21 protein-coding genes and 1 tRNA gene are annotated in these 26710 nt (G+C 70.6%); 16 read left to right on the plus strand and 6 right to left on the minus strand.

Annotation, left to right across the window (positions count from 1 at the left end):
• Nucleotides 1–129: 129 nt before the first annotated feature.
• The 3 genes from IEX31_RS16145 to IEX31_RS16155 form a co-directional block, all read right to left on the minus strand.
• Nucleotides 130–891, minus strand: coding sequence for an NUDIX domain-containing protein (locus IEX31_RS16145; protein WP_188744434.1), 762 nt, complete (start codon nucleotides 889–891; stop codon nucleotides 130–132).
• A gap of 5 nt (nucleotides 892–896) precedes the next feature.
• The gene (locus tag IEX31_RS16150; protein ID WP_188744435.1) at nucleotides 897–1385 is read right to left on the minus strand and encodes a YajQ family cyclic di-GMP-binding protein; all 489 of its coding nucleotides are present in this window, start codon (nucleotides 1383–1385) and stop codon (nucleotides 897–899) included.
• Between the two features lie 77 nt (nucleotides 1386–1462).
• Nucleotides 1463–2485, minus strand: a complete 1023-nt coding sequence (locus IEX31_RS16155; protein WP_188744436.1) for a LacI family DNA-binding transcriptional regulator — start codon at nucleotides 2483–2485, stop codon at nucleotides 1463–1465.
• A 251-nt stretch (nucleotides 2486–2736) separates the two neighbouring features.
• On the opposite strand from IEX31_RS16155, the gene IEX31_RS16160 reads away from it, so the two are divergent.
• From IEX31_RS16160 to IEX31_RS16185, 6 genes are all read left to right on the plus strand, one after another.
• Nucleotides 2737–2904, plus strand: coding sequence for a hypothetical protein (locus IEX31_RS16160; protein WP_188744437.1), 168 nt, complete (start codon nucleotides 2737–2739; stop codon nucleotides 2902–2904).
• A 2-nt stretch (nucleotides 2905–2906) separates the two neighbouring features.
• Nucleotides 2907–3728 carry a PH domain-containing protein gene (locus tag IEX31_RS16165; protein WP_188744438.1) on the plus strand — a complete coding sequence of 274 codons (822 nt, stop codon included), beginning with the start codon at nucleotides 2907–2909 and terminating at the stop codon, nucleotides 3726–3728.
• A 150-nt stretch (nucleotides 3729–3878) separates the two neighbouring features.
• Nucleotides 3879–3960 (plus strand) — tRNA-Tyr (locus IEX31_RS16170).
• A 70-nt stretch (nucleotides 3961–4030) separates the two neighbouring features.
• Nucleotides 4031–4861, plus strand: a complete 831-nt coding sequence (locus IEX31_RS16175) for an inositol monophosphatase family protein (RefSeq protein ID WP_188744439.1) — start codon at nucleotides 4031–4033, stop codon at nucleotides 4859–4861.
• A 384-nt stretch (nucleotides 4862–5245) separates the two neighbouring features.
• On the plus strand, nucleotides 5246–7291 hold the full coding sequence (locus IEX31_RS16180) for a M23 family metallopeptidase (protein WP_188744440.1): 2046 nt from the start codon (nucleotides 5246–5248) through the stop codon (nucleotides 7289–7291).
• Between the two features lie 646 nt (nucleotides 7292–7937).
• Entirely contained in the window at nucleotides 7938–8474 is a 537-nt protein-coding gene (locus tag IEX31_RS16185) for an endonuclease domain-containing protein (RefSeq protein ID WP_188744441.1), read from the plus strand.
• An 81-nt stretch (nucleotides 8475–8555) separates the two neighbouring features.
• Here IEX31_RS16185 and IEX31_RS16190 read toward each other — a convergent pair whose 3' ends face one another.
• A complete protein-coding gene (locus IEX31_RS16190) occupies nucleotides 8556–10241 on the minus strand; it encodes a glycoside hydrolase family 13 protein (protein WP_188744442.1) in 1686 nt (561 codons plus the stop codon).
• Between the two features lie 272 nt (nucleotides 10242–10513).
• Between IEX31_RS16190 and IEX31_RS16195 the strand changes: the two genes are divergently transcribed.
• The 4 genes from IEX31_RS16195 (at nucleotide 10514) to IEX31_RS16210 (ending at nucleotide 16342) form a co-directional block, all read left to right on the plus strand.
• Nucleotides 10514–11746, plus strand: a complete 1233-nt coding sequence (locus IEX31_RS16195) for a sugar ABC transporter substrate-binding protein (protein WP_188744443.1) — start codon at nucleotides 10514–10516, stop codon at nucleotides 11744–11746.
• A gap of 87 nt (nucleotides 11747–11833) precedes the next feature.
• Complete coding sequence (locus IEX31_RS16200; protein ID WP_373285537.1) at nucleotides 11834–13453, plus strand: ABC transporter permease subunit; 1620 nt, start codon at nucleotides 11834–11836, stop codon at nucleotides 13451–13453.
• 50 nt (nucleotides 13454–13503) lie between these two features.
• Nucleotides 13504–14436 (plus strand): sugar ABC transporter permease, encoded by a 933-nt coding sequence (locus IEX31_RS16205; RefSeq protein WP_373285539.1) that lies wholly within the window; start codon nucleotides 13504–13506, stop codon nucleotides 14434–14436.
• 37 nt (nucleotides 14437–14473) lie between these two features.
• On the plus strand, nucleotides 14474–16342 hold the full coding sequence (locus tag IEX31_RS16210; RefSeq protein ID WP_188744445.1) for a glycoside hydrolase family 13 protein: 1869 nt from the start codon (nucleotides 14474–14476) through the stop codon (nucleotides 16340–16342).
• A gap of 73 nt (nucleotides 16343–16415) precedes the next feature.
• Here IEX31_RS16210 and IEX31_RS16215 read toward each other — a convergent pair whose 3' ends face one another.
• Nucleotides 16416–18461, minus strand: a complete 2046-nt coding sequence (locus tag IEX31_RS16215; protein WP_188744446.1) for a COG1470 family protein — start codon at nucleotides 18459–18461, stop codon at nucleotides 16416–16418.
• Between the two features lie 96 nt (nucleotides 18462–18557).
• Nucleotides 18558–18875, minus strand: a complete 318-nt coding sequence (locus IEX31_RS16220) for a PAAR domain-containing protein (protein WP_188744447.1) — start codon at nucleotides 18873–18875, stop codon at nucleotides 18558–18560.
• Nucleotides 18876–19043: 168 nt separating this feature from the next.
• Between IEX31_RS16220 and IEX31_RS16225 the strand changes: the two genes are divergently transcribed.
• From IEX31_RS16225 to IEX31_RS16250, 6 genes are all read left to right on the plus strand, one after another.
• The gene (locus tag IEX31_RS16225) at nucleotides 19044–19667 is read left to right on the plus strand and encodes a response regulator transcription factor (protein WP_188744448.1); all 624 of its coding nucleotides are present in this window, start codon (nucleotides 19044–19046) and stop codon (nucleotides 19665–19667) included.
• Between the two features lie 141 nt (nucleotides 19668–19808).
• A complete protein-coding gene (locus IEX31_RS16230) occupies nucleotides 19809–20474 on the plus strand; it encodes a Pvc16 family protein (RefSeq protein WP_188744449.1) in 666 nt (221 codons plus the stop codon).
• Nucleotides 20471–22522: an ATP-binding protein gene (locus IEX31_RS16235; RefSeq protein ID WP_188744450.1), complete on the plus strand. Its 2052-nt coding sequence runs from the start codon at nucleotides 20471–20473 to the stop codon at nucleotides 22520–22522. The genes IEX31_RS16230 and IEX31_RS16235 overlap by 4 nt, the downstream gene beginning before the upstream one ends.
• A 117-nt stretch (nucleotides 22523–22639) precedes the next feature.
• A complete protein-coding gene (locus IEX31_RS16240) occupies nucleotides 22640–23314 on the plus strand; it encodes an eCIS core domain-containing protein (RefSeq protein WP_188744451.1) in 675 nt (224 codons plus the stop codon).
• A gap of 76 nt (nucleotides 23315–23390) precedes the next feature.
• Entirely contained in the window at nucleotides 23391–24869 is a 1479-nt protein-coding gene (locus tag IEX31_RS16245) for a hypothetical protein (protein ID WP_188744452.1), read from the plus strand.
• A gap of 280 nt (nucleotides 24870–25149) precedes the next feature.
• Nucleotides 25150–26709: a phage tail sheath family protein gene (locus IEX31_RS16250; RefSeq protein ID WP_188744453.1), complete on the plus strand. Its 1560-nt coding sequence runs from the start codon at nucleotides 25150–25152 to the stop codon at nucleotides 26707–26709.
• Nucleotide 26710 lies beyond the last annotated feature (1 nt).

Raw genomic sequence — 26710 nt, forward strand, 5'->3', positions numbered from 1 at the left:
CCCCGATCGTGGGGTGCTACCTGTCAACGAACTCATGAGACATGCTGTAAACGAAGTCATGAGACAGCTTGTAAACGAAGCTCTGAGACATGACATACCAGATCGCTGGACTACCAGTACCAACTCACGCTACGCGCCAGGACCGCGCAGTGCCGCCCACTGCAGCAGCATGATCGTCTTCGCGTCGACGATGTCGCTGCTGATGCGGTCGAGGGCGTCGTCGAAGGGGAGCTCGAGCACCTCGATGTCCTCGCCCTCGTCGGCGAGGCCCGCGCGCGAACCGTCGAGCACGGTGCCGCGCACGTAGGGCGCCGCGAAGAAGTGGAGCTTCTCGGTGACCGAGCCGGGGCTCATGTAGACGTCGAAGACGTGCTCGACCTCGCCGACCGGATGCCCCGTCTCCTCCTCGGCCTCGCGGCGGATGGCGGTCTCGGAGTCGTCCTCGTCGAGCAGGCCCGCCGCGGTCTCGATGAACATTGCCGTCGGGGTGGTCGTCCACGTAGACGGGGAAGCGGAACTGGCGGGTGTGAGCAGCACCGTGCGCGCCGCGACGTCGTAGAGCAGGATGCAGGCGCCGTCGCCGCGGTCGTAGGTCTCGCGCTCCTCGGTGGTCCACGATCCGTCGGCGTGCTGGAAGTCGAAGTTCGTGACCCGGGTCACGTACCAGTTCGAGGTGAGCACGCGCACGTCGCGTACCCGCACACGGGGGTTACGGGCGAGGTCGCGTCCCACGCGGTCGAGCGCGGTGCGTCCGCGACGGTCGGGCACGTCGACCCCGGGCTGCGGCGCGGGCACCGAGACGTCGACCGCCCCTCGCGCGGCGGCGTTGTCGGCGTCAGCCGGAGGCATCCGCTCGCCCTCGCCCTGCCCCTCGCCTGCCGGCTCGGTCACGCCGGTCAGCGGAAGTTCACGAACTGGAGCGCGACGTCGAGGTCCTTGCCCTTGAGCAGCGCCATCGTGGCCTGCAGGTCGTCGCGGCTCTTCGACGAGACGCGCAGCTCGTCGCCCTGGATCTGCGACTTGACCGATTTCGGCGCCTCGTCGCGGATGATCTTCGAGATCTTCTTCGCGTTCTCGCTGTCGATGCCGTTCTTCAGGCCCACCTCGAGGCGGAACTCCTTGCCCGATGCGTACGGCTCGCCCTCGTCGAGCGAACGCAGCGTGATGCCGCGCTTGATGAACTTCGACTCGAGCACATCGAGCACGGCCTTCACCCGCTCCTCGGTGTTCGCCTTGAGGAGCACCTTCTCGCCCGACCACTCGACCGACGCGCCCACGTTCTTGAAGTCGTAGCGCTGCTCGACCTCCTTGCGCGCCTGGTTGACGGCGTTGTCGGCCTCCATCTTGTCGACCTTGCTCACGATGTCGAAGGTTGCATCTGCCATGCGCGCCAGTCTATCGAGGGGCCGAGCGGATGCCGCGGGGCGGGCGGGTTTCGAAGTGCGGATGCCGCGCCGCCTCCTCAGTCCACTGGGGCGGGGCGCGCCGTCGACGAGCGCACGATGAGCTCGTAGGGGAGCGGGGTCGCGGCGGGCGCGGCGGCATCCGCGTCGGGCTCGAGCTGCTCCATGAGGATCTCGACGGCCTTCTCGCCCTGCAGGCGCGGGAACTGAGCCACCGTCGTGAGGCCGAAGAAGTCGGCGAGGTCGTGGTCGTCGATGCCGATGATCGACACGTCGCGCGGCACGACGAGGCCGAGGTCGCGGGCCGCGAGGATGGATCCGATCGCCATCTCGTCGGATGCCGCGAAGATCGCGGTCGGGCGGTCGCGCGGCACGCCCAGCAACTGCTTGGCGGCGTGGTAACCGCCCTTGATGGTGAAGTCGGCCGGGGCGAACAGGCGCGGGTCGACCTCGATGCCCGCGTCGAGGAGGGCGGCCTCGTAGCCGAGGCGGCGGTTCGTGGGCAGGTGGAAGTCGAGGTCGAACTCGAGCTGGCCGCCGATGTGCGCGATGCGGGTGTGGCCGAGTCCGATGAGGTGCTCCGTCGCGAGACGCGCCACCGCCACGTCGTCGATCGTGAGGGTGCGCACGCCCGGTATGGGGCCGCCCACGCCCACGAGGGGCTTGCCGAGGTCGTGCAGCCGGGTGACCTCGCGCTCGGTGAGCTCGAGCGAGACGGCGATGACTGCATCGACCCGCTGCCGCAGCAGGAAGTGCTCGAAGACGCTCACGCGCTCGTTGCCGTCGCCCGAGAGGTTATAGAGCGTGAGGTCGTACCCCTTGCGGAGCAGCGCCTGCTGCGCGCCCTCGAGCACCGAGGAGAAGAACCAGCGGTTCAGGAACGGGATCACGACGCCGATGTTGCGCGTGCGCCCCGACGCGAGGCTGGATGCGTTCGAGGAGACCACGTAGCCGAGTTGCGTCGCGGCCTCGATGACCTTCGCCTTCGACCCGGGCGACACGTGGCCGCGGCCGCTGAGGGCGCGCGAGACCGTCGCGGTCGAGACGCCCGCGAGCTTCGCCACCTCTTCGATGCCGGCCATGTGCTTCCAATCGGTCGCACCGCACCGGGAAGATTGCGGTTGCGGGCGACGTTCGATCCTACCGTTCGCGGCATTACGGGGACGTTCCGGGCGCGTTCCGGGGCGGTTCTGACGGGCGAGCGGATGCCGCGGCATCCATGGATTCGGCGCGTTGCCGCGCATTCGGGGGGCAACGTGAGGTAAAAAGGATGGTCAGGGTTGGCCCGAGGGGGCAGGCTGCCCGCCACCGCCGTTATGAAAGGAACGTTCGCGTGAAGTGGGTCAAGCGAATCGCAATCGGCTTGGTGGTGGTTTTCGCCCTCTTCTACATGATCACCCGGCCTGAGGATGCGGCGAACGCGGTGCAGGGAGCGGTCGGCGCCGTGTGGAACGCCGTCGAATCGGTGGGACGCTTCTTCACGTCGCTCGCCACGTCATAGCCATGTGGCGGCTGTTCGATCCGAGGGTCGAGCGCTTCCTCATCGCCGATGAGGGCGAGGTCGTCATCGATGAGGTGACCAAGCACTGGGCCGCCATGGTCAGGCCATTCCTCGAACTCTTGGCCGTCGTTCCGCTGCTCGCCCTCATCTTCTGGCTGCCGCCGGTGCTGTACTGGATCCCGCTGCTCGGCGCACCCGTGCTCATCGTGCATGCGCTCTGGCGCATCATCGGCGTGCGCATGGATCGATTCGTCATCACGAACATGCGCGTGTTCCGCGTGCACGGCATCCTGTCGCAGCACATCGCGACGATGCCGATCTCGCGAATCCTCGACGTGTCGGTGCTGAAGCCCTTCATCGGCCGGATCTTCGGCTTCGGCCACTTCATCTTCGAATCTGCCGCCCAGGACCAGGGTCTCAGGGAGATCCGCTTCGTCGGCGACCCGAACGGGCGCGGCCTGACCATCCAGCGGGTCATCCAGCGGTCGGGCGTGCGGGGCACGACCGTGCGGGAGCCGTCGCGGCCGACGTTCCTTCCGAGGGCGGCGACGACGGGCGCGATGGCGTCGGTCTCGTTGCCGCCGACCTCGGGGGACCCCGGGTCGCAGTCCGGCTCGCCGGGGCCGGACGCGCCCTTCGACCAGGACAGCGTGCGCACCGGACCGATCGAGACGGTTCCGCCGTCGGCCTCCAGGAACGACACGTGGCCCGGAGCGGAGTCGGTCGGGGTGCCGCCGGCGTCATTCCACCCGAACCGCGTCTGGCCGCGGTCGCGGCGGGAGCAGGACATCCCGGAGCCGCCCGAGGACCCCGACGGCACGTAGCCGAGGGGCGGGCCGAGGCATCCATTTCCTGCGTCATTCGGCTCCGGGATGCCGCGACATCCGCGACCCGGCCACGATTTCACGACATGCCGCAACGCGGGTATCCTTGACAGGCCCCCGGTTGTGTGAGGAACGCGGTCGGGTGCGATTGGCGAGTTACCCAAGCGGCCAAAGGGATCTGACTGTAAATCAGCTGTCTACGACTTCGGGGGTTCGAATCCCTCACTCGCCACACGTTCGGCCCCGGTTCAGCCGGGGCCCTCGTCGTTCGGCGCTCCGCGGGGCGACGGTAGCGTGAGGGGATGACCCAGCACGAAGCATCCGTCGCATCCGTCGCCCTGCTCGACCTCGTCCGCGATATCTCCGTACGGGCCGCGGAGTTCGCGCTCGAGGCACGACGCGCCGGGGTGAGCGTCGCCGCCACCAAGTCGACGCCGACCGATATCGTCACCGCCGTCGACCGCGACACCGAGACGCTCATCCGCTCTATCATCCTCGAGTCGCGCCCCGCCGACGGGATCATCGGCGAGGAGGATGTCGCGCACGTGGGCACCAGTGGCATCGACTGGGTCGTCGACCCGATCGACGGCACGGTGAACTTCCTCTACGGGATCCCGGCGTGGGCCGTCAGCATCGCCGTCGTCGAGGGGGCGGCGGCCGGCGACGTCGGCGGCACCACGCTCGCGGGCGTCGTGGTGAACCCGGTGACCGGCGAGCTCTTCGAGGCGAGTGCCGGGGGAGGGGCCCGGCTCGCCGGTCGCGAGCTGGCGGTGAACGCCGACGTGCCGCTCGGGTCGGCACTCGTGGGAACCGGCTTCGGCTACGCCGCCGAACGGCGTCGCGAGCAGGCGGCGGTGCTGCTCGAACTGATGCCGCACATCCGGGACATCCGCCGCGGCGGCTCGGCTGCGCTCGACCTGTGCTCGCTCGCCTGCGGACGGCTCGACGCGTACTACGAGCGCGGGCTGAACGCGTGGGATCACGCCGCCGGTGCCCTGATCGCGCGCGAGGCAGGCGCGCGCGTCGGCGGGCCGGGGGGAGGTCGCGAGAACGCCGAACTGCTCGTGGCCGCCGCCCCCGGCCTGTACGAGGAACTCGCCGCCGCGCTGCGGGCCGCAGGCATGGATGCGTGAGGTGAGCCCGGCGTCGTTGTGCCGGAGCCGCAGTGTGCGATCCCGTGCGATCCCGTGCGATGCAATGGATGCCGCGGTCGGAATGCCCGACTATCGGTGGAAAACGCCGATGTGCGTGGCGCGCGCCGACGAGAACGGTTAGTCTTTACCAACCCGTTATCTCGACCATGGGGTCGGGATGCTCACCTCCCGTTCCGAACGCCCGTCCCCCGAACGCCGAAGGTCCACTACGTGCTCGAGTCCCCCCTCGTGCCCGACGGTTTCGCGCCAGGCACCCAGGTCCCATCGCGGCCTGAGCGACCCCTGACCAGACGCGAGATTCGCGAACGGGAAGCGGCGGAGGCACTCCGTCTCGACGGCCGGCGGGCGGACGCTCCGAACGCGATGGCGCCTCAGGGCGCGGCTCCGCAGGGCTGGGCGCCGCAGGGCGCGGCTCCGCAGGGCGCGTCCCGACCCGTCGAGTCGCCGCCGGCAGTGGCGCCCGATCCGTTCGGGGCGGGGCAGCCCAGGGCGCAGCGCCCCGGGTTCGACGAGCTCTTCGCGGCGGCCCTGCATCCCGCGCCCCCCGCGTCGCATCCGACGCCCGCGGCCTCGCGTCCCGCGCCCCCCGCGTCGCATCCGACCCCCGCTTCCTCGCATCCGACGCCCGCGGCAGTGCGTCAGCCCGTCCTCCCGACGCCTCCGACCGTCGTCCCGACGCCTCCGATCCTCGGCACTCCTGCCGCATCGCCCGCACCCCGCCGACGCACCGCCAACCCGACACCCCTCCAGACCCCCGAGGCCGAGCAGACCGACCGTCCCGTCGACCGAAGCTCGGCCTCCGCCGTTTCCCGGCGTGATTCCGACAACAGCTTCGATGCGCTCTTCGCGGGCCTCGACGACGATGACGAGTTCGACGAGGCACCCCGCGGCCCCGGGGGCCGCGCGGCCCGCTCCGGACGCGCGAGCCGCGACGACCGGAAGGCCGCCAAAGCCGCGAAGGCCGCCAAGACCCAGAAGATCCCCAAGGCCGCGAAGCCCGCCAAGGCCGGCCCGCCCGGACCCCGCAGGGTCGGCGCCATGCCTGCCGCGCCGGCGTCGGCCGCGACCGACCTCGCCGCGCTCGTGGGCGGCGCCGCGGCAGGTGCGCCCGCATCGCCACCGGCAACCCGCATCCCACCGGCCTCGCCCACGGTGGCCTCCGCGCCCGTATCGGTCGCCACGCCGCCGGCCTCGATCGCCCCGGCTTCGGCCCCGCCGGCCTCGGTCGCGCCGACCTGGCCGCGTTCACCCGCGCCGGCTCCGCTGTACTTCGGGGCGCCTTCCCGTCCAGACTCCGCCGAGCTCTTCGCCTTCGCAACGGACGCCGCGCCCAACGCGGCCGGATCTGCAACGGATGCCGCGCCCGTCGCGTCCGGGTCTGGGACGGATGCCGTAGCCGACCTCTTCGGTTTCGCGGCCGATCGCTCCGTCGAGCGACGCAACGGTCGCTCGGCCTCGGCCTCGGCGCCGGTCTCCGAGAGCGACGAGCCGACACCCCAGCCGACTCGACGAGGAGACGTCTCGCGCGGTCGGCGCGACTCCGGTCCAGCCGCCCAGCAGCGTCCGTCGCGCGACCACCGACGCACGCAACCGGCCGCTCGGGACACCGCCAAGTCGGCGGGCCCGCGCACCAAGAAGGTGCGAGTACGAGTGTCGACACGCCCGCAGTCGCGCCCCGTGGCATCCACCATTCCCTCACGCCGCCGAGGAGGCCGTTTCCTCGCAAGCGTGGTCGCGATGAGCTTCGCCGCGCTGCTCGCCGTCGCGACCACGATTCCCTCGCTGTCGCTGCTGTCGCCGGCCGATGTGCAGGCACTCGCGATGTCGAGCACGAACGCGCCGGGACTCGACGGGCAGCGCGTCGAGCTGAACGGTGACATCGTCGCGCAGAGCGTGCAGCGAGAGGGCTACGAGTCGCAGACCATCGAGGAATACGCGCGGGCTGCGGGCATCCGACCCGAGGCGACCTTCACGAACAACCCCGCGGGCACCATCCAGTGGCCGTTCGCCGTCGGCGTGCACATCGGCGACCGTTTCGGGTACCGCGATTGCTGGGGCTGTTCCTCGAACCACGGCGGCCAGGACTTCAACCCGGGCCTTGGCGCCGAGATCCAGGCGATCGCCGACGGCGTCGTCTCGGTCTCGACCGACGCGGGCGGTTCGCTGGGCGTCGTGATGATGATCGACCACATGATCGACGGCGAGCTCGTCACGAGCGTCTACGCGCACATGGAGTACGGCTCGCGGCGCTTCGAGGTGGGCGACACCGTCCACGTCGCCGACGTCGTCGGCACCACGGGCGACTCGGGCATGTCCACCGGCCCGCACCTCCACTTCGAGATCCGCATCGGCGGCGCGGACGGCACCAAGGTCGATCCGCTCGAGTGGCTCTATGCCAACACGAACTGACGTCGGTGGATGCATCGGCATCGGTGCGCCAGTAGACGATGGTGCTCTGCCGGCGGGCGCTGACGCAGGTATCCTGCGCCGATCCGCCCGTTGACGGTGGGATGCCGCGTGTTCTCCTGCGTTGTCACGACGAGCGCTGCGGGCGCCGAGGGTCGCGCACTTGTCCTCCACATCCCCTTCAACGGGGGTATTCCCTCACCTCGGCCGCGGGGATCGCGACCGGAGCGGGCCGCTCCCGCACCCTCGTCGCATGTCGAAGCGTCCTGAACCCACCGCCGTCATTCGATCGCGAGGCGGCGCGGCGCCGGTCACGGTGCTCGATCATGCCGGTTGCTCCCGGAGGGACGTGTCGGCCGCTCTCGCCGCGGGCCGACTCCAGCACGTGCGGCGAGGCTGGTACGCCGTGCCAGATGCGCCGTCCGACGTGTTGCGCGCGGTCAGAGTCGGCGGCGCCCTCACGGCCACCTCGGTCGCGAGGCTCCATGGCCTCTGGCTACTGGACGACTCGCTGTTGCATGTCCGGGTGCCCAGGGCCGCGTCTCGGCTCCGCTCACCCGATGACGTCGCGCGGCGTCTGGATCGCACGGAACACGGCGTGTGCGTGCACTATCGCTCATCGGTGGCGGGGACGGCTCCCGCTTCCGGGGTGGCACGTGACGGCTTGATGCTGAGTCTCGCCGAGATGTTCCGGTGCGCGGGAACCGTTCCCGCGATGGTCGCCCTCGAGTCGGCGCTGAACCGCGAGGTGCTGCCGATGCAGGCGATCGAGACGCTGCGCACGATGGTCCCGGCGTGGGCTCAGCGTCAGCTCGACCTCGTGTCGCCCGACAGCGATTCGGGGCTCGAGACCATCGCACGGTTGCTCGTGCATCGGCTTCGGGTGCTGGTACGCACACAGGTCGAGATGCCCGGGGTACGTCGGGTCGACCTGCTCGTCGGCGACAGGCTCGTCATCGAGCTCGATGGTCGCGCGTTCCACTCCGGCGAGGACTTCGAACGCGACCGCGTGCAGGATCTCGAACTCATGCTGCGCGGGTATCTCGTGGTGCGGCTCTCGTATCGCATGGTCACCGATGACTGGGACCGAACGCACCGGGCAGTGCGGGAGTTGGTCGCGCGAGGGCTGCATCGCTGGGGCCGCGCCGCACGTCCGTGGCCCGTGTTCGATGAAGCCCGAGGCTAACGCAGGCGATGAGGACCCCAGTCGCCCCTGAAGTGGGGATAGGTCCTCATCGCCTGCGTTGGCTTCCGGGGAAGCGACGCGCTACGCGCGGAGCCAAGCCGCCGTGTCCGCGGAAAGCGTGCGGCCCTCGAGCTCGGCGCTCGTGAGGAGCACGTCGCCCTCGGGCAGCTCAATCGAAGAGGAACCCGTGTTCGCCACGACCACCACGTCGCCGTTGCGGAACGCGACGACCGTGTCACCGAACCCGGGCAGCCACGCGAGCACGCCGGCGCCGAGCGAGTGCTCGCGGCGCAGCTGGAGTGCATCGCGATACAGCGACAGGGTGGAGCCGGGCACGCCGCGCTGGCGGTCACGTGCGAGCTCGCCCCACTGCTCGGGCTGGGGGAGCCACGGGTCGCCGGCGGGTCCGAAGCCGTAGTTCGGCGCGTCTGCCTCCCACGGCAGCGGCACGCGGCATCCGTCGCGTCCGTATCGCTCGCCGCCCGTGCGGAACCACGTGGGGTCCTGGCGGGCGTCGTCGGGCAGGTGGATGACCTCGGGCAGGCCGAGCTCCTCGCCCTGATAGAGGTAGGAGGAGCCGGGCAGCGCGAGCATGAGCGCCGTCGCGGCGCGCGCGCGCCGCAGACCCCGCTCATAGGAGGGCAGGCCCTTCGAGCGCGGCCCGAGGCCGTGACCCTGCGGGTTGGCCTCGGTCACCGACAGCCGGGTGGCGTGACGCACCACGTCGTGGTTCGACAGCACCCACGTCGAGGGTGCGCCGACCTCGCCGAACGCGTCGAGCGACGCGTCGATGACCTGGCGCAGCGCCGCGGCATCCCACGGCGTCTCGAGGTACGCGAAGTTGAACGCCTGGTGCATCTCGTCGGGCCGAACCCACTTGGCGACGCGGGGCAGCGGGTCGACCCAGGCCTCGGCGGCGAGGATGCGCTCACCGGGGTACTCGTCGAGGAGCGCCCGCCAGTCGCGGTAGATCTCGTGCACGCCCTCCTGGCCCCAGTAGGGTGCGTGGTCGCCCGGCTCGTCGCTGATCTCGGGTTCGAGGGTGACACCGGATGCCGCGGTGCCGCCGGCACCGCCCATGCTGCCCGCGTCGGCCGGGGGCGTCCAGTCGGGCAGCCCGTCGGCCTTGACGAGGCCGTGCGCCACGTCGACGCGGAAGCCGTCGACGCCGCGGTCGAGCCAGAAGCGCAGGATGCGGCGGAACTCGGCGCGCACTTCCTCGTTCGTCCAGTCGAAGTCGGGCTGCGAGCTGTCGAAGAGGTGCAGGTACCACTGGCCGGGTGTGCCGTCGGGCTCGGTGACGCGCGTCCAGGCGGGGCCGCCGAAGACCGACTCCCAGTTGTTGGGGGGCACGTCGCCGTAGGGCCCGAGACCGTCGCGGAACAGATATCGGGCGCGCTCGGGGCTTCCGGGCGCGGCGGCGAGGGCCGCCCGGAACCACTCGTGCCGGTCGGATGAGTGGTTCGGCACGAGGTCGATGATGACGCGGATGCCATAGGCGTGCGCCTCGGCGAGCATCGCATCGAAGTCGGCGAGCGTGCCGAACCGCGGATCGACGTCGCAGTAGTCGGCCACGTCGTACCCGGCGTCGCGCTGCGGGGACGTGAAGAACGGGGAGAGCCAGATCGCGTCGATGCCGAGCTCCTGCAGGTCGCCGAGCCGGCTCGTGATGCCGGCGAGGTCGCCCATGCCGTCACCGTTCGCGTCGGCGAAGGAGCGGGGGTAGATCTGGTAGATCGCGGCGGTGCGCCACCACTCGGAAGTCATGACGAGAACTGTACGTCATCTGAATACATGATGGAAACGCTTGCAGCAGCAACTCGTAACGTCATGGTCACGAACCGGTATCAATGCGAATCATCCGGTTTGGTAAAGCAGGGGTTGCAGGGTATACCTGTAATCGCTTGCACAACTGCGAGCACTCCACATGGAAGAACGGCCTTTCGGGCACGGTGCTCGGTTCCGCGATCCGGAACGGGACCACAGCTCCCGCACCTGGCGAAGGCGCCGATCTCACGCACACTGGGAAGGGCACACCAATGAGGGTGAACAGGAAGAGCCTCCTCGCTGCCGGAGCCGTCGCGGTCGTCGCGACGCTCGGCCTCGCGAGCTGCGCGAGCGGCGACAGCGGCTCCGACGGGGACGCCTCGGCGAGCGGCACGCTGACCGTCTGGGTCGACGCCGAGCGCGTCGACGCGTTGAAGGGCGCGGCAGAGGCATACACCGAGAAGACCGGTGTCGAGGTCGAGCTCGTCGGCAAGGACAACGCCGACATCAAGGACGACTTCATCCAGCAGGTTCCGACCGGCAAGGGCCCCGACATCACCATGGGCGCACACGACTGGCTCGGCGAGCTCTCGACGAACGGCGTCGTCGCACCGATCGAGCTCGGCGACTCCGCGGGCGACTACCTCCCCGTCGCGATCGACGCGTCGACATACGAGGGCACCGTCTACATGCTCCCCTACGCGGTCGAGAACATCGCGATGCTCCGCAACGCCGACCTCGTCGCCGAGGCGGCGACGAGCTACGACGACATGATCAAGAAGAGCAACGACGCGGGCCTCGCCCAGACGTTCGTGGTGGAGCAGGGCGCCGAGGGCAACCCGTACCACCTCTACCCCTTCCAGACCGCGTTCGGCGCGCCGGTCTTCGGCACGACGGAAGAGGGCTACAACCCCGAGGACCTCCAGCTCGGCAGCGCCGGCGGCGAGGAGTTCGCGAAGTGGCTCGGAGCGCACGGCAAGACCGGCACCGGCGACTTCAACACCGACATCGACGCGGACATCGCGAAGGACGCGTTCCTGACCGGCAAGACGGCCTTCTGGCTCACCGGCCCCTGGAACGTCGGCTCGGCGATCGACGCCGGCATCAACGTCGCGATCGACCCGGTGCCCAGCCCGACCGCTGACCCCGCCTCGCCGTTCGCCGGCGTGAAGGGCTTCTTCATCTCGGCCGAGTCCGAGAACAAGGTCGCCGCGAACGACTTCCTGGTGAACTACATCGGCACCGAGGACGTGCAGCTCGACCTGTTCGAGGCCGGCAACATCCTGCCTGCTCTCGAGGCTGCCGCCGAGTCCGCCTCCAGCGACCCGATCATCGAGGGCTTCGCCGCCGTCGGTGACGAGGCCGTGCCGATGCCGGCGATCCCGGCCATGGGTTCGGTGTGGCAGTACTGGGGCATCGCCGAGGCCGACGTCATCAATGGTGCCGACCCCGTGGCGACCTGGCAGAAGCTGACCGCCGACGTGCAGGCCGCGATCGCAGGCTGACGATCGAGTGATCCCGGGCCGGATGTCCCAGCTGTCCCAGCGGCGTCCGGTCCGGGCCTCTCACGTTCAACGGGAAGAGCGGGCAAGATGAGCACCATGATCGACGACGAGGTCGGCACGGCACCGCCGCAGCGACCGACCAAACGGCAACGACGGGCCGCGAACATCGCGGACGCGGCATCCGGCGGCGTCAGGATGCTTCTCGTCAAGATGCTCTTCCTCGCCATCCTGGACGCGGTCGCACTCTACGCCGCGTTCATCCTCGTGACCGGAGGCCAGTGGCTCGTCGCGGCGCTCGTCGCCCTCGTGGCCGCCGTCGTGAACTGGATCTACTTCTCGCGCAGGAGGCTGCCGGCCAAGTACCTCGCGCCGGGCATCATCTTCCTCGTCGTCTTCCAGGTGTTCGTGCTCATCTACACCGGGTACATCGCCTTCACCAACTACGGCACCGGCCACAACGGCTCCAAGGAGCAGGCGGTGTCGTCGCTCATGGCCTCGTCGCTCCAGCGCGTCGAGGACTCGCCGACGTACCCGGTCACCGTCGTCGACCAGTTCGGCACGCTCGGCCTCCTCGTCACGGACCCCGACGGAGACGCGCTCGTGGGCACCAACGACCAGCCGCTGCAGGAGGTCGACGCCGAGATGGAGGGCGGCGAGGCCGTCGCCGTCGACGGCTGGACGAGCCTCAGCTTCGCCGACGTGCTCGCCCGAACCGACGAGATCACCGAACTCGCCGTGCCGTTCTCCGACGACCCGAACGACGGCGCCGTCCGCACGCCCGACGGCTCGAACGCGTACCTCTACGTCTCATCTCTCGAGTACGACGAGGCCGCGGGCACCATGACCGACCTGAGCTCCGGCACCGTGTACTCCGACATCGGCACGGGCGCCTTCACCTCGGGAGACGGCGAGGAGCTCCTGCCCGGGTGGCAGATCGTGGTCGGCTTCGACAACTTCGTGCGCGCCGTGACCGACGAGCGCCTCGCGGAGCCGCTCGTCTACGTGACGCTGTGGACGTTCGCGTTCGCGCTCATCTCGGTGGCGTCGACCTTCTTCCTCGGCCTCTTCCTCGCCATCGTCTTCAACGACATGCGCATGCGGGGCCGAAGGTACTACCGCGTGCTCATGATCCTGCCGTACGCGATCCCGTCGTTCCTGTCGGCGCTGATCTGGGCGGGCATGATGAACGAGAGCTTCGGGTTCATCAACCAGGTGCTCCTGGGCGGGGCATCCGTGCCCTGGCTCACGGACCCGTGGATGGCCAAGGTCTCGGTGCTCCTCGTGAACCTCTGGCTCGGCTTTCCGTACATGTTCCTCGTGACCACGGGCGCACTCCAGTCGATCCCCGATGACATCACCGAGGCCGCCACGGTCGACGGCGCCAAGCCCTGGCAGGTGTTCCGGCTCATCAAGCTGCCGCTCCTCCTCGTGAGCGTCGCGCCCCTGCTCATCGCGTCGTTCGCGTTCAACTTCAACAACTTCAACGTGATCTACATGTTGACCGACGGCGGCCCGCGCGACTCGAGCGCACCGATCCCGGTCGGGTTCACCGACATTCTGATCTCGATGGTCTACAAGGTGGCGTTCACCGGCCAGTCCCGCGACTACGGCCTCGCGAGCGCGTACTCCATCATCATCTTCATCGTGGTCGCGGTGATCTCGATCATCGCCTTCCGTCGCACCAAGACCCTCGAGGAGCTGAACTGATGGCGAAGAGGCCCGTACCCGCAAGCGCCGCCGGCGTCATCGCCGGCGCGATCGACGAGCGAGCGGATGCCTCGACGCGGCCCGGCACCGCAGACGGCGACGCACCCCGCAACTTCGCCAAGCGCCCGTTCAGCTTCCGGCGCTGGTTCTTCGCGACCGGATGGCGGCACATCGTGGGCGTCATCATGGTGGCGTTCGCGCTGCTGCCGATCGTGTTCGTTGTTTCCTCGTCGCTCAACCCGCGCGGCACCCTCACGGGGTCGAACGCGCTGTTCTCGGCGATCGGCTTCGACAGCTACATCCGCATCCTCACCGACCCGCAGGTGCCGTATCCGACGTGGTTCGGGAACACGATCCTGGTCGCGAGCGTCACCGCGATCGGCACCGTCTTCCTCGGCGCCCTCGCCGCATACTCCTTCTCGCGCATGCGGTTCACGGGTCGGCGCGTCGGCCTCATCACGATCGTCGTCGTGCAGATGTTCCCGCAGCTCCTCGCGGTCGTCGCGATCTTCCTGCTCATGAGCGCCATCGGCGACTGGTTCCCCGCGATCGGCCTGAACACGCAGGTCGGCCTGATCATGGTCTACCTCGGCGGCGCGCTGGGCGTGAACACCTACCTCATGTACGGGTTCTTCAACACGATCCCGGCGTCCATCGACGAGGCCGCGAAGATCGACGGCGCCGGGCACGCGCGCATCTTCTTCACGATCATCCTGCGGCTCACGGCGCCGATCCTCGCGGTTGTCGCCCTCCTGTCGTTCATCTTCACGGTGAACGAATTCGTCGTGGCATCCGTGCTGCTCATCGACAGCGAGAAGCAGACCCTCGCCGTCGGCCTCACCAAGCTCGTGTCGAACCCGCGGTACGCCGACTGGAGCGCGTTCTCGGCCGGGGCCGTGATGGCGGCGCTGCCGGTCGTGGCGCTGTTCCTCTTCCTGCAGAAGTACATCGTCGGCGGCCTCACGGCGGGTGCCGTCAAGTAACTCGGCGGGCGCGTCTCGTGCCGTCGATGGAGCACGCATGCTGACCCCGCACCACGACGGATCGCCGCTGCACGTCTCGACGCAGCAGCCCGCGCTCGGCGAGACGGTGCGGGTGCGCCTGCGCGTGCCCGAGGCGTTCGGCCCGCTCGCGTGGGTGGGCACGCGGTCGAACCCGAATCGGGAGCCGCGGTTCAGCGAGGCATCCGTCGTCCACTCGGCCGACGGCTGGCGCTGGTGGGAGGCGGCCGTCGAGGTCGAGAATCCGGTGCACGGCTACCGCTGGCTCCTCGTGGGCGACGACGGACGCCAGCACTGGCTGAACCAGCTCGGGCTCTCGGCGACCGAGACTCTCGACCACGACGACTTCAAGCTCGTCGCCCACGAGCCGGCGCCGGACTGGGCGGCCGGGAGCGTGCTCTACCAGGTGTTCCCCGACCGGTTCGCGAGGTCGGATGTCGCGCCCCTCCACCGGCTCAGGGGACGCGGTGAGGTGCCCGAGTGGGCGATCCCGGCCGAGTGGGGCGACGCGCTCGACCCCGAGCCGCCGGGGCGATCGGCGCAGGTCTTCGGCGGCGACCTCGACGGCGTGCGTGAGCGACTCGACCACCTCGAGCGCCTCGGCGTGAACCTGCTCTACCTCACGCCCGTGTTCCCGGCGCGATCGAACCACCGCTACGACGCGTCGACGTTCGACCACGTCGATGAGCTGCTCGGCGGCGACGATGCGCTCGTGCGGCTCGTCGAGGCGGCGCACCGCCGCGGCATCCGCGTGATCGGCGACCTCACGTCGAACCACTCGGGCGACGCGCACGAGTGGTTCCGCACGGCGCAGGCCGATCCGTCGGCGCCCGAGCGCTCCTTCTACCACTTCCGCGACGAGGCGCAGGGCGGCGGCTACGAGTCGTGGCTCGGCGTGCCGAGCCTGCCGAAGTTCGACTGGAGCTCGGCCGAGCTGCGCCGGCGCTTCATCGAGGGCCGCGACTCGATCGTCGCCCGCTACCTGAAGCCGCCGTTCTCCTTCGATGGCTGGCGCATCGACGTGGCGAACATGACCGGGCGGCTCGGCGGCGACGACCTCAACGCCGAGGTGCGGCAGGCGATCCGCCGCACCATGCTCGAGGTGAATCCCGACACGATCCTCCTGGCCGAGTCGACGAACGACGCGGCGCCCGACTTTCAGGGCGACGCGTGGCACGGCGCCATGACGTACGCCCCGTTCACGCGGCCGGTGTGGAGCTGGCTGCAGGAGCCCGGCAGCGACGCCGGCGGCGGCATCGGGTTCGCGCTCGGCCGCGTGCCGAGCTACGACGGCCACGCCTTCCACGAGGCGCACGTACGGTTCGCGGCCGGCTTCCCGTGGCGCACCCGACTCGCGACCATGAACGCGCTCGACACGCATGACACCCCCCGCTTCGGCACGTCGGCTCGTCGGGGCACCGTGCCCGTGGCGTTCGGCCTCGCCGTCACGCTGCCGGGGATCCCGGTGGTGTGGGCGGGCGACGAGTTCGGCCTCACGGGCGTTGACGGCGAGGCATCCCGCACACCCATTCCGTGGGGGAGCGAGACGGATGCCGCGGTCGCGCCCGTGCTCGAAGCGTACGCGTCGCTCATCGCACTGCGTCGCGCGCACCCCGTGCTGGCGACCGGCGGCATCCGCTGGCTCGCGGTGAGCGACGACGCGATCGCGTTCGTGCGCGAGTCCGCCGAGGAGCGCGTGCTCGTGTTCGCGGCGCGTGCTGCGGCGACCCTCGAGGTCGCGAAGGGCGCGATCGGGGCGACGGATGCCGCGGCGCGGCGCTTCGGCGGAGCCCGGCTCGAGGAGTCCGACGGTCTCGTGCACCTCGCCGTCGACGGCCCGAGCTTCACCGCGTGGCGACTGCCGGGGGTGGAGGCGCCCGCCTGGTGACGGCGCCGCACCCGCGCGGCCCCGGCACCCGTCAGAGCGACCTCCGCGCCCGTCAGAACGACCTCCGCGCCCGTCAGAACGGGAAGAACGTCTCCCCGTCGCTGCCGATCCACTCCGGCGGCAGCTCGATCTTCGGCTGCTCGCGCTCGTCGCGCTCGTCGGCTTCGGTCGTCGGGTCGTAGACGAGCGTCGCGCCGCTCGCCGCCACGTCGCCGTTCTCGAAGGCGTCGTCCGCGACGGTGAAGTCGAGCGTGATCACCGCGCGGTCGTCGCCTGCCGGGCCGGGCAGTTCGCAGATCCCGCGTTCGAACGAGGCGCAGCCGCGGGGCTCGCCGTTCAACACCAGTGCCTCCGGCCACGACAGCGCCACGCCGAGCACCCACGAGCCGTCGCGGAACGCCTCGACGTCGCTCGGCAGCGCCGCGTGCGTGACCGCGACGGTCGCGGTCACCGCCTCACCGGCTTCGGCGTCGTCGGTGTTCAGCTCGACGTCGACGGGGAACAGGTCGTCGACCGCGATGAGCAGGGTGTCGGCACCGCGGATCTGCTCGCCGACCTCCGATGGCGGCACGGGCACGCCGCCGACCGCGAGCTCGACGCCCGCGGCGCTCACCTGGCCGGCATCGGGCGGATCGTCGCGGGTCTCGATCGTCGCCGTGACCGACCAGAACTCGAGGTCCGACGGGAAGATCAGCACGCAGGTCGCCGCGTTCGCACCGAACCCGTCGCAGCCCTCCATGAAGCTCAGTTCCGCGAAGCCCGGCAGGAGGAGCTCGAACGCCATGCGGGCGGACTCGTCCGTTCCGTCGCGCAGCAGGGTGCGGTGCACGCCGATCGTGGCCTGCCGCACCCCCTCGTCGAACTCCGGCGGATCCGAGACGGCCACGTCGAGCCAGAACGGATACGGCTGCACGTCGACGGCGAGGTCGGCGTCGCCGAAGTCGGAGCCGGCACCCGTCTCGACCTCCTGCACGTCGTCGCCGTCGAGCGCGACGAGCCGGGTCGCCGTCGCGGCGACCTCCCCGCTGAAGCCCGCGGGCGGCGTCGCGAAGGTCAGCTCGGCGTCGTCGCGTGAGCCCGATGGATCGATGAGGCACTCGTCGCCCGAGCGCGGTCGCCCTTGCAGCTCGCGGTCGATCTCGGTGCCGACCCATCCCTCGCAGGTCGAATCCGCGAGCGCGAGCTCGTCGGGCCACTCCACCTCCACCGCGAGCAGGGCGCCTTCGGGGGCCTCGTCGATCTCCGCGCCGAGCACGGCGACCGCGGCATCTCCCGCCTGCCCGAGGTCGTCGGCGACGAGCTCCACGGCGACGTCCACGGGTGCAGGGGCCGTGGTATCGGGCGTGGACGTCGGCGACGGGCTCGCGGCGACCGGCGTGACCGCGTTGTTCCAGGCGAGCACGGCGAGCCAGACGGCGGCCAGCACGACGAGGGCGCCGGCGACGCCGAGCGCCGCCATGAGGGTCCACCTGGAGAACACCGGCAGCTGGGTGAAGGTCCCCTCGAGGGGAACCGCCGGTGCATCCTCCGGCGTGACCGTGACGAAGAACGGATGGGCCACCGGTTCGCCGCGCCAGAGCGGCCGGGGCACGCGAAGGCCGAGCTCGACGCTCTCGGTGCTGCCCGCCGGGATCGTCACGCGGGCCCGGTCCATCACCACCGTCAGCTCGCCGGCCGAGATGGCGATGTCGGCGTAGGCGTGCGTGTTGCCCGAGTTCGCGATCGCGATCTCGGTCTCGTCGCCGCGCCGTCCTTCGAGGGCCGTCGGCGACAGCACCGCGTCGACCTCGCTGAACGACCGGATCGAGACGATGGCCTCGATCGCCACGAGGTCGTCGGGGTGCACGGCCGGTACGACCTCGAACCGCAGGACGAGGTCGCCGACCGGCCACCGGCCGCCATGCTCAAGCGTGATCGTCGCGGTGGCCGTGCCGGTCTCACCGGGGTGCACCAGCAGGGTCTCGGGCTCGATGTCGACCTGGTCGGCCGCGTCGCCCACGGCGGAGAGGTGGTAGGCCTCCACGTCGTCGCCGTCGTTGCGGACGGTCAGGGTGAACGTCTCCGCCTGACCGGGAGTCACCGCGAGCGACGCGGGGTCAATGTCGACGACCGTGACCATGGTTCGACGGTACGATGGTCGGCGCGCATCGGCGAGTCCGCCGAACCGACTTCCGGGCAGATCTCCTGCCCTTTGGGTCAGCCGATCACCCGCCGATCACCCGCCGATGATCACGTTGATCGCGCCCGGTCCCGGCGCGATCGGCAGGCCGTGCAGCGTGAGGTCGCCGACCCGCGCGGCCGGGAATCCGCCGATCATCACGGTCAGGCTGCCCTGCGCGATGCCGTTCGGGGCGGGCGAGGCGCACACGATGCCGCCGGGCGAGAGGTTCGCGACGGCGGCCGGCATGCCGCCGATGAGGACCGTCGGAACGGCCGCCGCCGGCGTGATGGGCCCGCCGGCGTGCGGCGTGACGCCGTCGACGAGTGCGCAGAGCGCCACGTCGCCGACTCGGAGCGCGGGACCGGTGGGCATGCGCACACCGTAGGGCGCGGATGCCCCGGCGGCCCGTCCGGCCGGGCGGCCGACCGCGCAAGGTCGTTGCCTGTTGAGGGTGCGTTGAGTGCACGAAGAGCGCCCCGCGGCAGACTGTGCACATCCCTCCCTGCGGAAGTCCGTCCACATCGCCATCAGGAGGATGCCATGTCCCGCACCACCGTCCGCGTCTTCGCGCGTGACCCCATCTCGGAGGCCGGCGTCTCGAGCGCGTTGCGCCCGCGCCCCGAGGTCCGCGTCGTCGGGCCCGACGAGGACGAGCCGCCCGACGTCGTGCTCGTGATCGTCGACACCGTCGACGAGGAGGCGCTCAACACGCTCCGATTCGTCCGCCGCAACGGCGAGGCCAGGGTCATCCTGATCGCCTCGCACCTCGACGACCAGGACCTCGTGCGCGCCGTCGAGAGCGGCGTGGTCGGCCTGGTCAGGCGGGCGGATGCCACGACCGACCGTCTGCTCTCGGTGATCGCCGCCGCGGCGGCGGGCGAGGGCACCGTTCCGCCCGACCTGCTGGGCCGGCTGCTCGATCAGGTCGGCCGGCTGCAGCGCACCGTGCTCGACCCGCGGGGGATCACCTTCACCGGGCTCGCCTCCCGTGAGATCGAGGTGCTGAGGCTCGTGGCCGAGGGCTGGGACACCGCGCAGATCGCCGCGAAGCTCTCGTACTCGGAGCGCACCGTGAAGAACGTGCTGCACGACGTGACCACGCGACTGCAGCTGCGCAATCGCTCGCACGCGGTCGCGTACGCCATGCGCGAGGGGCTCATCTGACCGGATGCCGCGGCGGCTGCCCGAGGAGGAACCCACGGCTGCCCGCACGGATGCCCCGGACCGGGGGTTCGATCGCCACCCCGCGTTCCACACTGAACGCGTGACGAGAGCCCATCGTGACGACGGCATCGGGAGGGGCGGATGATCGGCGAGATCGACGACGCCATCCGCGCGCTCGTCAAGGCGTCCGACGGCATCGCCGCCGACATCGACATCGCACTCGACGCGCCCACGAAGGACTGGGCGGCGCGGCGCAATGCGCCGACGGTCGACCTCTTCCTCTACGACATCCGTGAGGACACCCGGCGCCGCGAGTACGGGTTCTCCGAGCACCGCGACGAGCGCGGCATCATCGTCGAGCGCACGCCGGCGCCGCGCTACTTCAAGCTCTCGTACCTGGTGACCGCGTGGACGCAACGGCCCGATGACGAGCACCGGCTGCTCGATGCGCTCCTGAGGTGCTTCCTGCGATACGACGCGATCCCCGACTCGTTCGTCATCGCCACGCTCGCCGAGACGGGACTGCCGTGCTCCATCAGCGTGGCGCTGCCGCCGCCCGAGGACCGCGCGTTCGCCGACGTGTGGTCGTCGCTCGGCGGCGAGTTGAAGCCGTCCCTCGACCTGGTGATCACGGCCCCGGTGGCGAGGGGGCTCACGTATGCGGCCGGCCCGCCGGTCACCGCAGGGGTCGAGGCGCAGTTCAGCGCCGAGGGCCTCGGCATCGACGAGCACGTGGTGCGCGCGGCATCCGCTGCAGCATCGGCGCTCGCGCCGCCGGACGCCGAACCGCCGGAGGCCCTGAGATGATCGACGACCCCAGCATCGTGCACCTGCTGGGGCGGGTCGGGGCGATCGAGGATCGCATCCGCCGGCTCGTCGCGGCTCGGCGTGCGGTCGATCCGCAGCCCGACGACCCGTTCCGCGGCCTCTACCTCAGCGATGAGATGGTGGACCGGCTGCTCGCCGGGGTGCCGGGCGTTCCCGACTGGTCGGATGCCTCCGCACGGCTCGCCGAGACGGAGCAGGGCGCCGACATGGCGGAGGCCGCGGGGCATCCGCTTCGCCTCCGCCGTCTGGCCGCCGCGTTCGGCCTCGCCCCCATCGACGTGGACCTGCTCGTGATCGCGCTCGCCGCCGACCTCGACCCGCGCTTCGAGCGGTTCTTCGGCTACCTCAACGACGACGTCGGGCGTCGGCGCCCCTCGGTATCCGTCGCCCTCGACCTCTGCGGCGTTCCGCTGACCTCCGCAGCCGACCGGGCGCGGCTCATCTCGGGGCCGCTGGTGGCGGGCGGGCTCGTCATCGTCGAGGACGAGGACCGCCCGCTCCCCGGGCGCGCGGTGCGCGTGCCCGACCGCATCGTCGGCCACCTGCTCGGCGACGACACGGCCGATCGGGCGCTCGACGGGGTGCTTCGGGAGCCGTCCACGGTGGAGTGGGGCGATGCCGGCCGGGTGCGGCACGCGCTCGCGGCGGGCATCCGGCTCATCTACCTCCGGGAATCGGCCACGGGCTCGGGTGAGGCCGTGGCCGTCCGCGGTATCCGCGCGCATGGCTTCGGTGCCGTGCAGCTCGACCTCGCCCGGCTCGGTGCCGGCCACGACGCGATCGCCCTCGCACGGCTCGCCGTCCGCGAGGCGCGGTTGCGCGGCTTCGGGCTGATCGCGTCGCCGGTGACGGGCGACACGTCCGCTGCGCTCGTCGAGACGCTCGCGGACTCGCCGCAGCCGACCGTCTTCGTCGGCGATGCGACATGGGAGCCCGACTGGTTCCGGGAGCTGCCGGCGATGGCCGACATCGAACCGACCACGACGCAGGAGCGAGCGCAGCTGTGGCGACGCTCGCTCGGCCCGGCGGCCGACGGACTTGACGTCGCCGAGGCGACGGGGCCGTTCCGCCTCCGGCCCGAGCAGGTGCAGCGCGCGGCCGCGACCGCCCGCACGCAGGCGGCGCTGTCGGCGACGGGGGTCGTCACCGCCGAGCACCTCGCGGCGGGCGCCCGCGCCGAGAACGCCTCGGCGCTCGACCGGCTGGCCCGACGGGTGTCGCCGCGGGTCGGCTGGGACGACCTCGTGCTGCCGCCCGGACCGCTGGACGCGCTGCACGAGATCGAGCTCCGGGCGCGGCACCGCGAGCAGGTGCTCGGCGACTGGGGCATGCGCCCTGGCGGCGGGCGCGGGCACGGGGTGGTCGCGCTGTTCGCCGGAGACTCGGGCACGGGCAAGACCATGTCGGCCGAGGTCGTGGCAGGCGGACTGGGACTGGACCTCTACGTCGTCGACCTGTCGACAGTGGTCGACAAGTATATCGGCGAGACCGAGAAGAACCTCGAGCGCATCTTCCGAGCGGCGGCCGGCACGAACGCGGTGCTCCTCTTCGACGAAGCCGACGCGGTCTTCGGCAAGCGCAGCGACGTCAAGGACTCGCACGACCGCTACGCGAACGTCGAGAGCGCCTACCTGCTGCAGCGCATGGAGACGTTCGACGGGCTCGCGATCCTCGCCACGAACCTGCGTGCCAACATCGACGAGGCGTTCACCCGTCGCCTCGATGTCATCGTCGACTTCCCGATGCCGGATGCGGCGCAGCGCACGCGCCTCTGGGACCGCAGCCTCGGCCGCCACCTCAGGCGAGCCGATGACATCGACCTCGAGTTCCTCGGCCGCTCGTTCGAGCTCGCGGGCGGCGGCATCCGCTCGGCCGCGGTCACCGCCGCCTACCTCGCCGCCGCCGACCGGGGCACCGTGCTCATGCGGCACTGCGTGGTCGCCGTGCACCGCGAGTACCGCAAGCTCGGCCGCCTGCTCGTGGAGAGCGAGTTCGGGCGGTTCTGGCCCGAGGTGGTGGGCGGATGAAGGCAGGCGGCAGGTCGGTTGCCCGAAGGCGCACGACTCGATGCCCGAACGGGCAGAGCCCCGCCGGTCGTGCCGTCGACGCGGTGCAATGGAATCGGTCGATCCCGGAGGTGGACCATGCACGCACATGAGTGGGGCGGCGTCGACGTCGAGGTCGCGCGCCGGGGAACCGAGGCCGCGCGCGAGCGGGAGGGCGGCCTGCACGGCCTCGCCGAGCGACGGCCCGACGTGCTCGGCAGCGCCGCGCTGTTGCGGCTGCAGCGCGAGGCGGGCAACGGTGCGGTGAGCGACCTCGTCGAGGAGCAGCGCTCGCCCGTCCTCGACGTCGTCTCGTCGGGCGGGTCGGCGCTCGAGCCAGCGGTGCGCACCGACATGGAGTCGAGACTCGGTCACGACTTCGGCGACGTCCGCGTGCACACGGATGCCTCGGCGCACGACTCGGCTCGATCGGTCGGCGCGCACGCTTACACGGTCGGCACCAACGTGGTCTTCCAGCGCGACGCGTACGATCCCGGGTCGCTCGCCGGACGCACGACGCTCGCGCACGAGCTCACCCACGTCGTGCAGCAGCGGTCTGGTCCCGTCGACGGCACGCCGACCGGCGGCGGCGTGAGTGTCAGCGATCCCGGGGACCGGTTCGAGCGGGCCGCTGCCGACACCGCGATGCGCACGATGGGCGAGCCGGCGCCGTTGCAGCGGCAGGAAGAGGAACCCGAGGAGGAGGAATCCGTGCAGGGCTCATTCGTGCAGCGCCAGGAGGTGGCCGAAGAGGAGGAGGAGACTCCGCTGTGACATTGTCCGGGAGGCAGACGCCCCGCAACGTCGCCGCACGGGAGCCGTGGCGGTGACGCGAACTCCGACCACCATCGTGGATGCAAACCGTGACCACGGTCGTGCCGACGGGACGCGAGCGGTCGTCGCGCTTTCGGCGACTGGGCCGGCGCTGCCGTCGCCGTCGCCGTCGCATGAGCACGTCGTTGCCGACGAAGCCGGCGGCGCGTTGGTTCGTGAGATCTCCCGCGCGGCGGGGAATCGGGCCGCGGCCGCCTGGGTGCAGCGACAGGAGCGGCCGGGTGTCGGGCAACCGGACGAAGACCTCGGCAAGGCTCGCGAGAGCGGACGCTGGACCGACGTGGCGAAGATCCTGAACGGAATGCCCGACGCGCAGCTCCGTGACCGGGTTGCGCCGGGCGTGCTGCCGCCTGCCGAGCGCGACCGACTGCGTGCCGCGATTCCGGACTGGGCACATCGAGTGCGCGGTGCCGTGTTGACGCTCGATTACAACGAGGCCGTTGCCGCGAGGGACTGGCAGAAGGCCGCCGTGACCGTGAACGGGTTCGACGACGCCGGTATCAGGGATCGGATGGCCGCGCTCGATCCGGCGGTGGTGACGGACTTCTACAACGGTGCGGCGGCGGCGATGTCGGGGGTGAGTCTGACCCGCGTGTTGAACGGTCTGCGTGACCGATACCAGCAGACGACGAGCGAGCCCCTGGGAACACGGACCATGACCGTCGTGTCGATGATGCGAGCGGCTGGGGTCGACGCTTCGGTCGCCCTCTCCTATGTGCGACTCAAGCTCGGGATCGTTCCCGCTTCCGCCGGCGAGAAGGAGAACCAGAGTGTCGAGGACGTTGCGCAGGATCTGAGCCGTGCGCTCTCGGCCGTGATGACCCAGCCGCCTCAACTCCTCGCCGGGAACCTGGCTCACTCCCTCATCGGCGGCGTCTACGTCGCGGCGAACGCACCGTGGGCCTTCTACGATCTTCCGGTTCTGGCGTACGCGGCGCAGCTCGCGAACAGGTTCAAGGCGACCGGCACGACCAAAGATCTGCTCATGAACCTCGACATGCGCCCCGACATCGTCGACCTGGCCAGGCTCGAGGTCTACGAGATCAAGCCGGCGTCATCCCGGGCGCTCGCGGTCGCCGAGATGCGCGAGTACATCGACCTCATGGACGGCATCCTGAAGCAGTCGGTGTTCAGGCCCGGGAACCGGTGGAATCCGGGTGCGACCGGGGCGCTGCCCTTCACGGACCAGGGCAAGGACGGCGTGCTCGTCTGGGGCTGCCCGGTGCCGGGCGCGATCCTGTACCGCTTCCTGCCGAAGGAGGAGGAACCGAGCGCCCAACGCGCGCGGCAGGCACTGCATGAGCCCGAATCAGAGTACGAGGCGAGCGTCGCCGCTGCCGCCGCCGTCGCGGTTCCGCTCGTGATCGTCGGTGCAGGGGCGCTCGCGGCGCTCGCCGAGTACGAGGCTCTCATGACGATGCTCGGCACCGCGCTCCGGTTCGCCGGCCAGGCGTTGCCCCGAGTCGCGGGCGCGGCGGCCGCGGGGGCGAGATGAGCCGACCCCTTCAGCCGGCTGTGCCCGCGTCGCCGTCCGGTCTGCGAGCCCGCGGCCAGGTGAGCGCGGCCTTCTCGAGTCGAAGGACGAAACGCGCGACACGCCGCCGACACGCCGGCCGTGTCCCGCGGTCGTCCTTCGACCCGTGAATCACGCCACCACCGCCCGCCCCTGCCCGATCGCGCAGCCACGGCTACCCACCCGCACGCACCGAAAGACTGCCCGCCGCGGCATCCGCTCACCGACGCTGGAGAGACGTGATCCAGCGAAGGAGTCCGGGATGCCCACCTACCTTTCACCCGGTGTGTACGTGCAGGAGATCGACGCCGGAACCCGGCCGATCGAGGGCGTCGGCACCGCGGTCGCCGCATTCATCGGCATCGCGCCGAAGGGGCCCGAGAACCAGCCGACGCTCGTGTCGAACTGGACCCAGTACGTCGAGAAGTTCGGCGGACTGTACGAGGGCGCCTACCTGGCCTACGCCGTCTACGGGTACTTCCTGAACGGCGGCGGCAACTGCTATGTCGTGCGAATCGGCACCGCGGCGGCCACCAGGCGGGGTGGCAAGCGCGAGCCGAAGCAGCTGGCTGCCGGCCCGCAGACCGCGCAGATCGGCAACTACGTGTTCACGGCGAAGAACGCCTCGCCGAGCGCGAAGCCGATCAAGGTCGAGATCAGCGAACCCGACGCGGAGTCGCCCGAGGAGGGCGCCTTCAAGATCGCGGTCAGGGTCGAGGGACGTTCGCCCGAGGTCTACGACAACGTCTCGGCCAAGCCCGACAGCCCGCAGTTCGTGCTGACGAAGCTCGCCGAGTCGAAGCTCGTGACGGTCGAGGAGGCCGACCCGGCATCCTCGGGGTTGAAGCCCAAGATCGGGACGTTCGACCTCGCCGTGCCCGAGCCCGAGGAGCAGCCCATCGTGCTCGACGACATCGGCGCGGAGAACTACATCGGCGACTCCGCCGACCGCACCGGCTTCAGCGGCCTCGAGGAGGTCGAAGAGGTGACCATGGTCGCCGTGCCCGATCTCATGGCGGCCTTCGAACAGGGCGCGATCGAGCTCGAGACGGTGAAGGCCGTGCAGCAGGCGGTCATCGACCACTGCGCGCTCATGGGCGACCGCATGGCCGTGCTCGACGCGCCACCCCAGCTCTCCGCACAGGAGGCGGTGGACTGGCGGCGGCTCGGCGCCGGGTACGACTCGAAGTTCGCGGCCCTCTACTACCCGTGGATCAAGGTGCTCGACCCGGTGTCGGGCACGAACCGGTTCATCCCGCCGTCGGGGCACATCGCCGGCGTGTGGGCGCGCAACGACAACGAGCGCGGAGTGCACAAGGCGCCCGCGAACGAGATCGTGCGTGGCGCCATCGCGCCGCAGACGCAGCTCACCCGCACCGAGCAGGAGCTGCTCAACCCGATCGGCGTCAACGCCATCCGGAGCTTCCCGGGGCGCGGGGTGCGCGTGTGGGGGGCCCGGACGCTCTCGAGCGACCCGGCGTGGCGCTACATCAACATCCGCCGGCTCTTCAACTACCTCGAGAAGTCGATCCTGAACGCGACGCAGTTCGCGGTCTTCGAGCCCAACGACCCCGCGCTGTGGGGCAAGCTCAGCAGGTCGATCTCGAGCTTCCTGATCGGCGAATGGCGCAAGGGCGCCCTGTTCGGGCGCACGCCCGACGAGGCCTTCTACGTGAAGTGCGACGAGGAGACGAACCCCGCCGACGTGATCGACTCGGGCCAGGTGGTCTGCCAGATCGGCGTCGCGCCGGTGAAGCCGGCCGAGTTCGTGGTGTTCCAGCTCTCGCAGTTCTCGGGCGGCACGAGCCTCGTCACCGAATGAT

This window comes from Agromyces bauzanensis, assembly GCF_014645655.1.
GTDB classification, from domain to species: domain Bacteria; phylum Actinomycetota; class Actinomycetes; order Actinomycetales; family Microbacteriaceae; genus Agromyces; species Agromyces bauzanensis.

Bases quoted from the DNA above. Each gene is read 5' to 3' on its own strand.
- IEX31_RS16150 (WP_188744435.1), bottom strand. From the start codon at position 1,385: ATGGCAGATGCAACCTTCGACATCGTGAGCAAGGTCGACAAGATGGAG.
- IEX31_RS16155 (WP_188744436.1), bottom strand. From the start codon at position 2,485: ATGGCCGGCATCGAAGAGGTGGCGAAGCTCGCGGGCGTCTCGACCGCG.
- IEX31_RS16165 (WP_188744438.1), top strand. From the start codon at position 2,907: ATGTGGCGGCTGTTCGATCCGAGGGTCGAGCGCTTCCTCATCGCCGAT.
- IEX31_RS16175 (WP_188744439.1), top strand. From the start codon at position 4,031: ATGACCCAGCACGAAGCATCCGTCGCATCCGTCGCCCTGCTCGACCTC.
- IEX31_RS16180 (WP_188744440.1), top strand. From the start codon at position 5,246: ATGGCGCCTCAGGGCGCGGCTCCGCAGGGCTGGGCGCCGCAGGGCGCG.
- IEX31_RS16190 (WP_188744442.1), bottom strand. From the start codon at position 10,241: ATGACTTCCGAGTGGTGGCGCACCGCCGCGATCTACCAGATCTACCCC.
- IEX31_RS16195 (WP_188744443.1), top strand. From the start codon at position 10,514: ATGAGGGTGAACAGGAAGAGCCTCCTCGCTGCCGGAGCCGTCGCGGTC.
- IEX31_RS16200 (WP_373285537.1), top strand. From the start codon at position 11,834: ATGAGCACCATGATCGACGACGAGGTCGGCACGGCACCGCCGCAGCGA.
- IEX31_RS16210 (WP_188744445.1), top strand. From the start codon at position 14,474: ATGCTGACCCCGCACCACGACGGATCGCCGCTGCACGTCTCGACGCAG.
- IEX31_RS16215 (WP_188744446.1), bottom strand. From the start codon at position 18,461: ATGGTCACGGTCGTCGACATTGACCCCGCGTCGCTCGCGGTGACTCCC.
- IEX31_RS16220 (WP_188744447.1), bottom strand. From the start codon at position 18,875: ATGCCCACCGGTCCCGCGCTCCGAGTCGGCGACGTGGCGCTCTGCGCA.
- IEX31_RS16225 (WP_188744448.1), top strand. From the start codon at position 19,044: ATGTCCCGCACCACCGTCCGCGTCTTCGCGCGTGACCCCATCTCGGAG.
- IEX31_RS16230 (WP_188744449.1), top strand. From the start codon at position 19,809: ATGATCGGCGAGATCGACGACGCCATCCGCGCGCTCGTCAAGGCGTCC.
- IEX31_RS16235 (WP_188744450.1), top strand. From the start codon at position 20,471: ATGATCGACGACCCCAGCATCGTGCACCTGCTGGGGCGGGTCGGGGCG.
- IEX31_RS16240 (WP_188744451.1), top strand. From the start codon at position 22,640: ATGCACGCACATGAGTGGGGCGGCGTCGACGTCGAGGTCGCGCGCCGG.
- IEX31_RS16250 (WP_188744453.1), top strand. From the start codon at position 25,150: ATGCCCACCTACCTTTCACCCGGTGTGTACGTGCAGGAGATCGACGCC.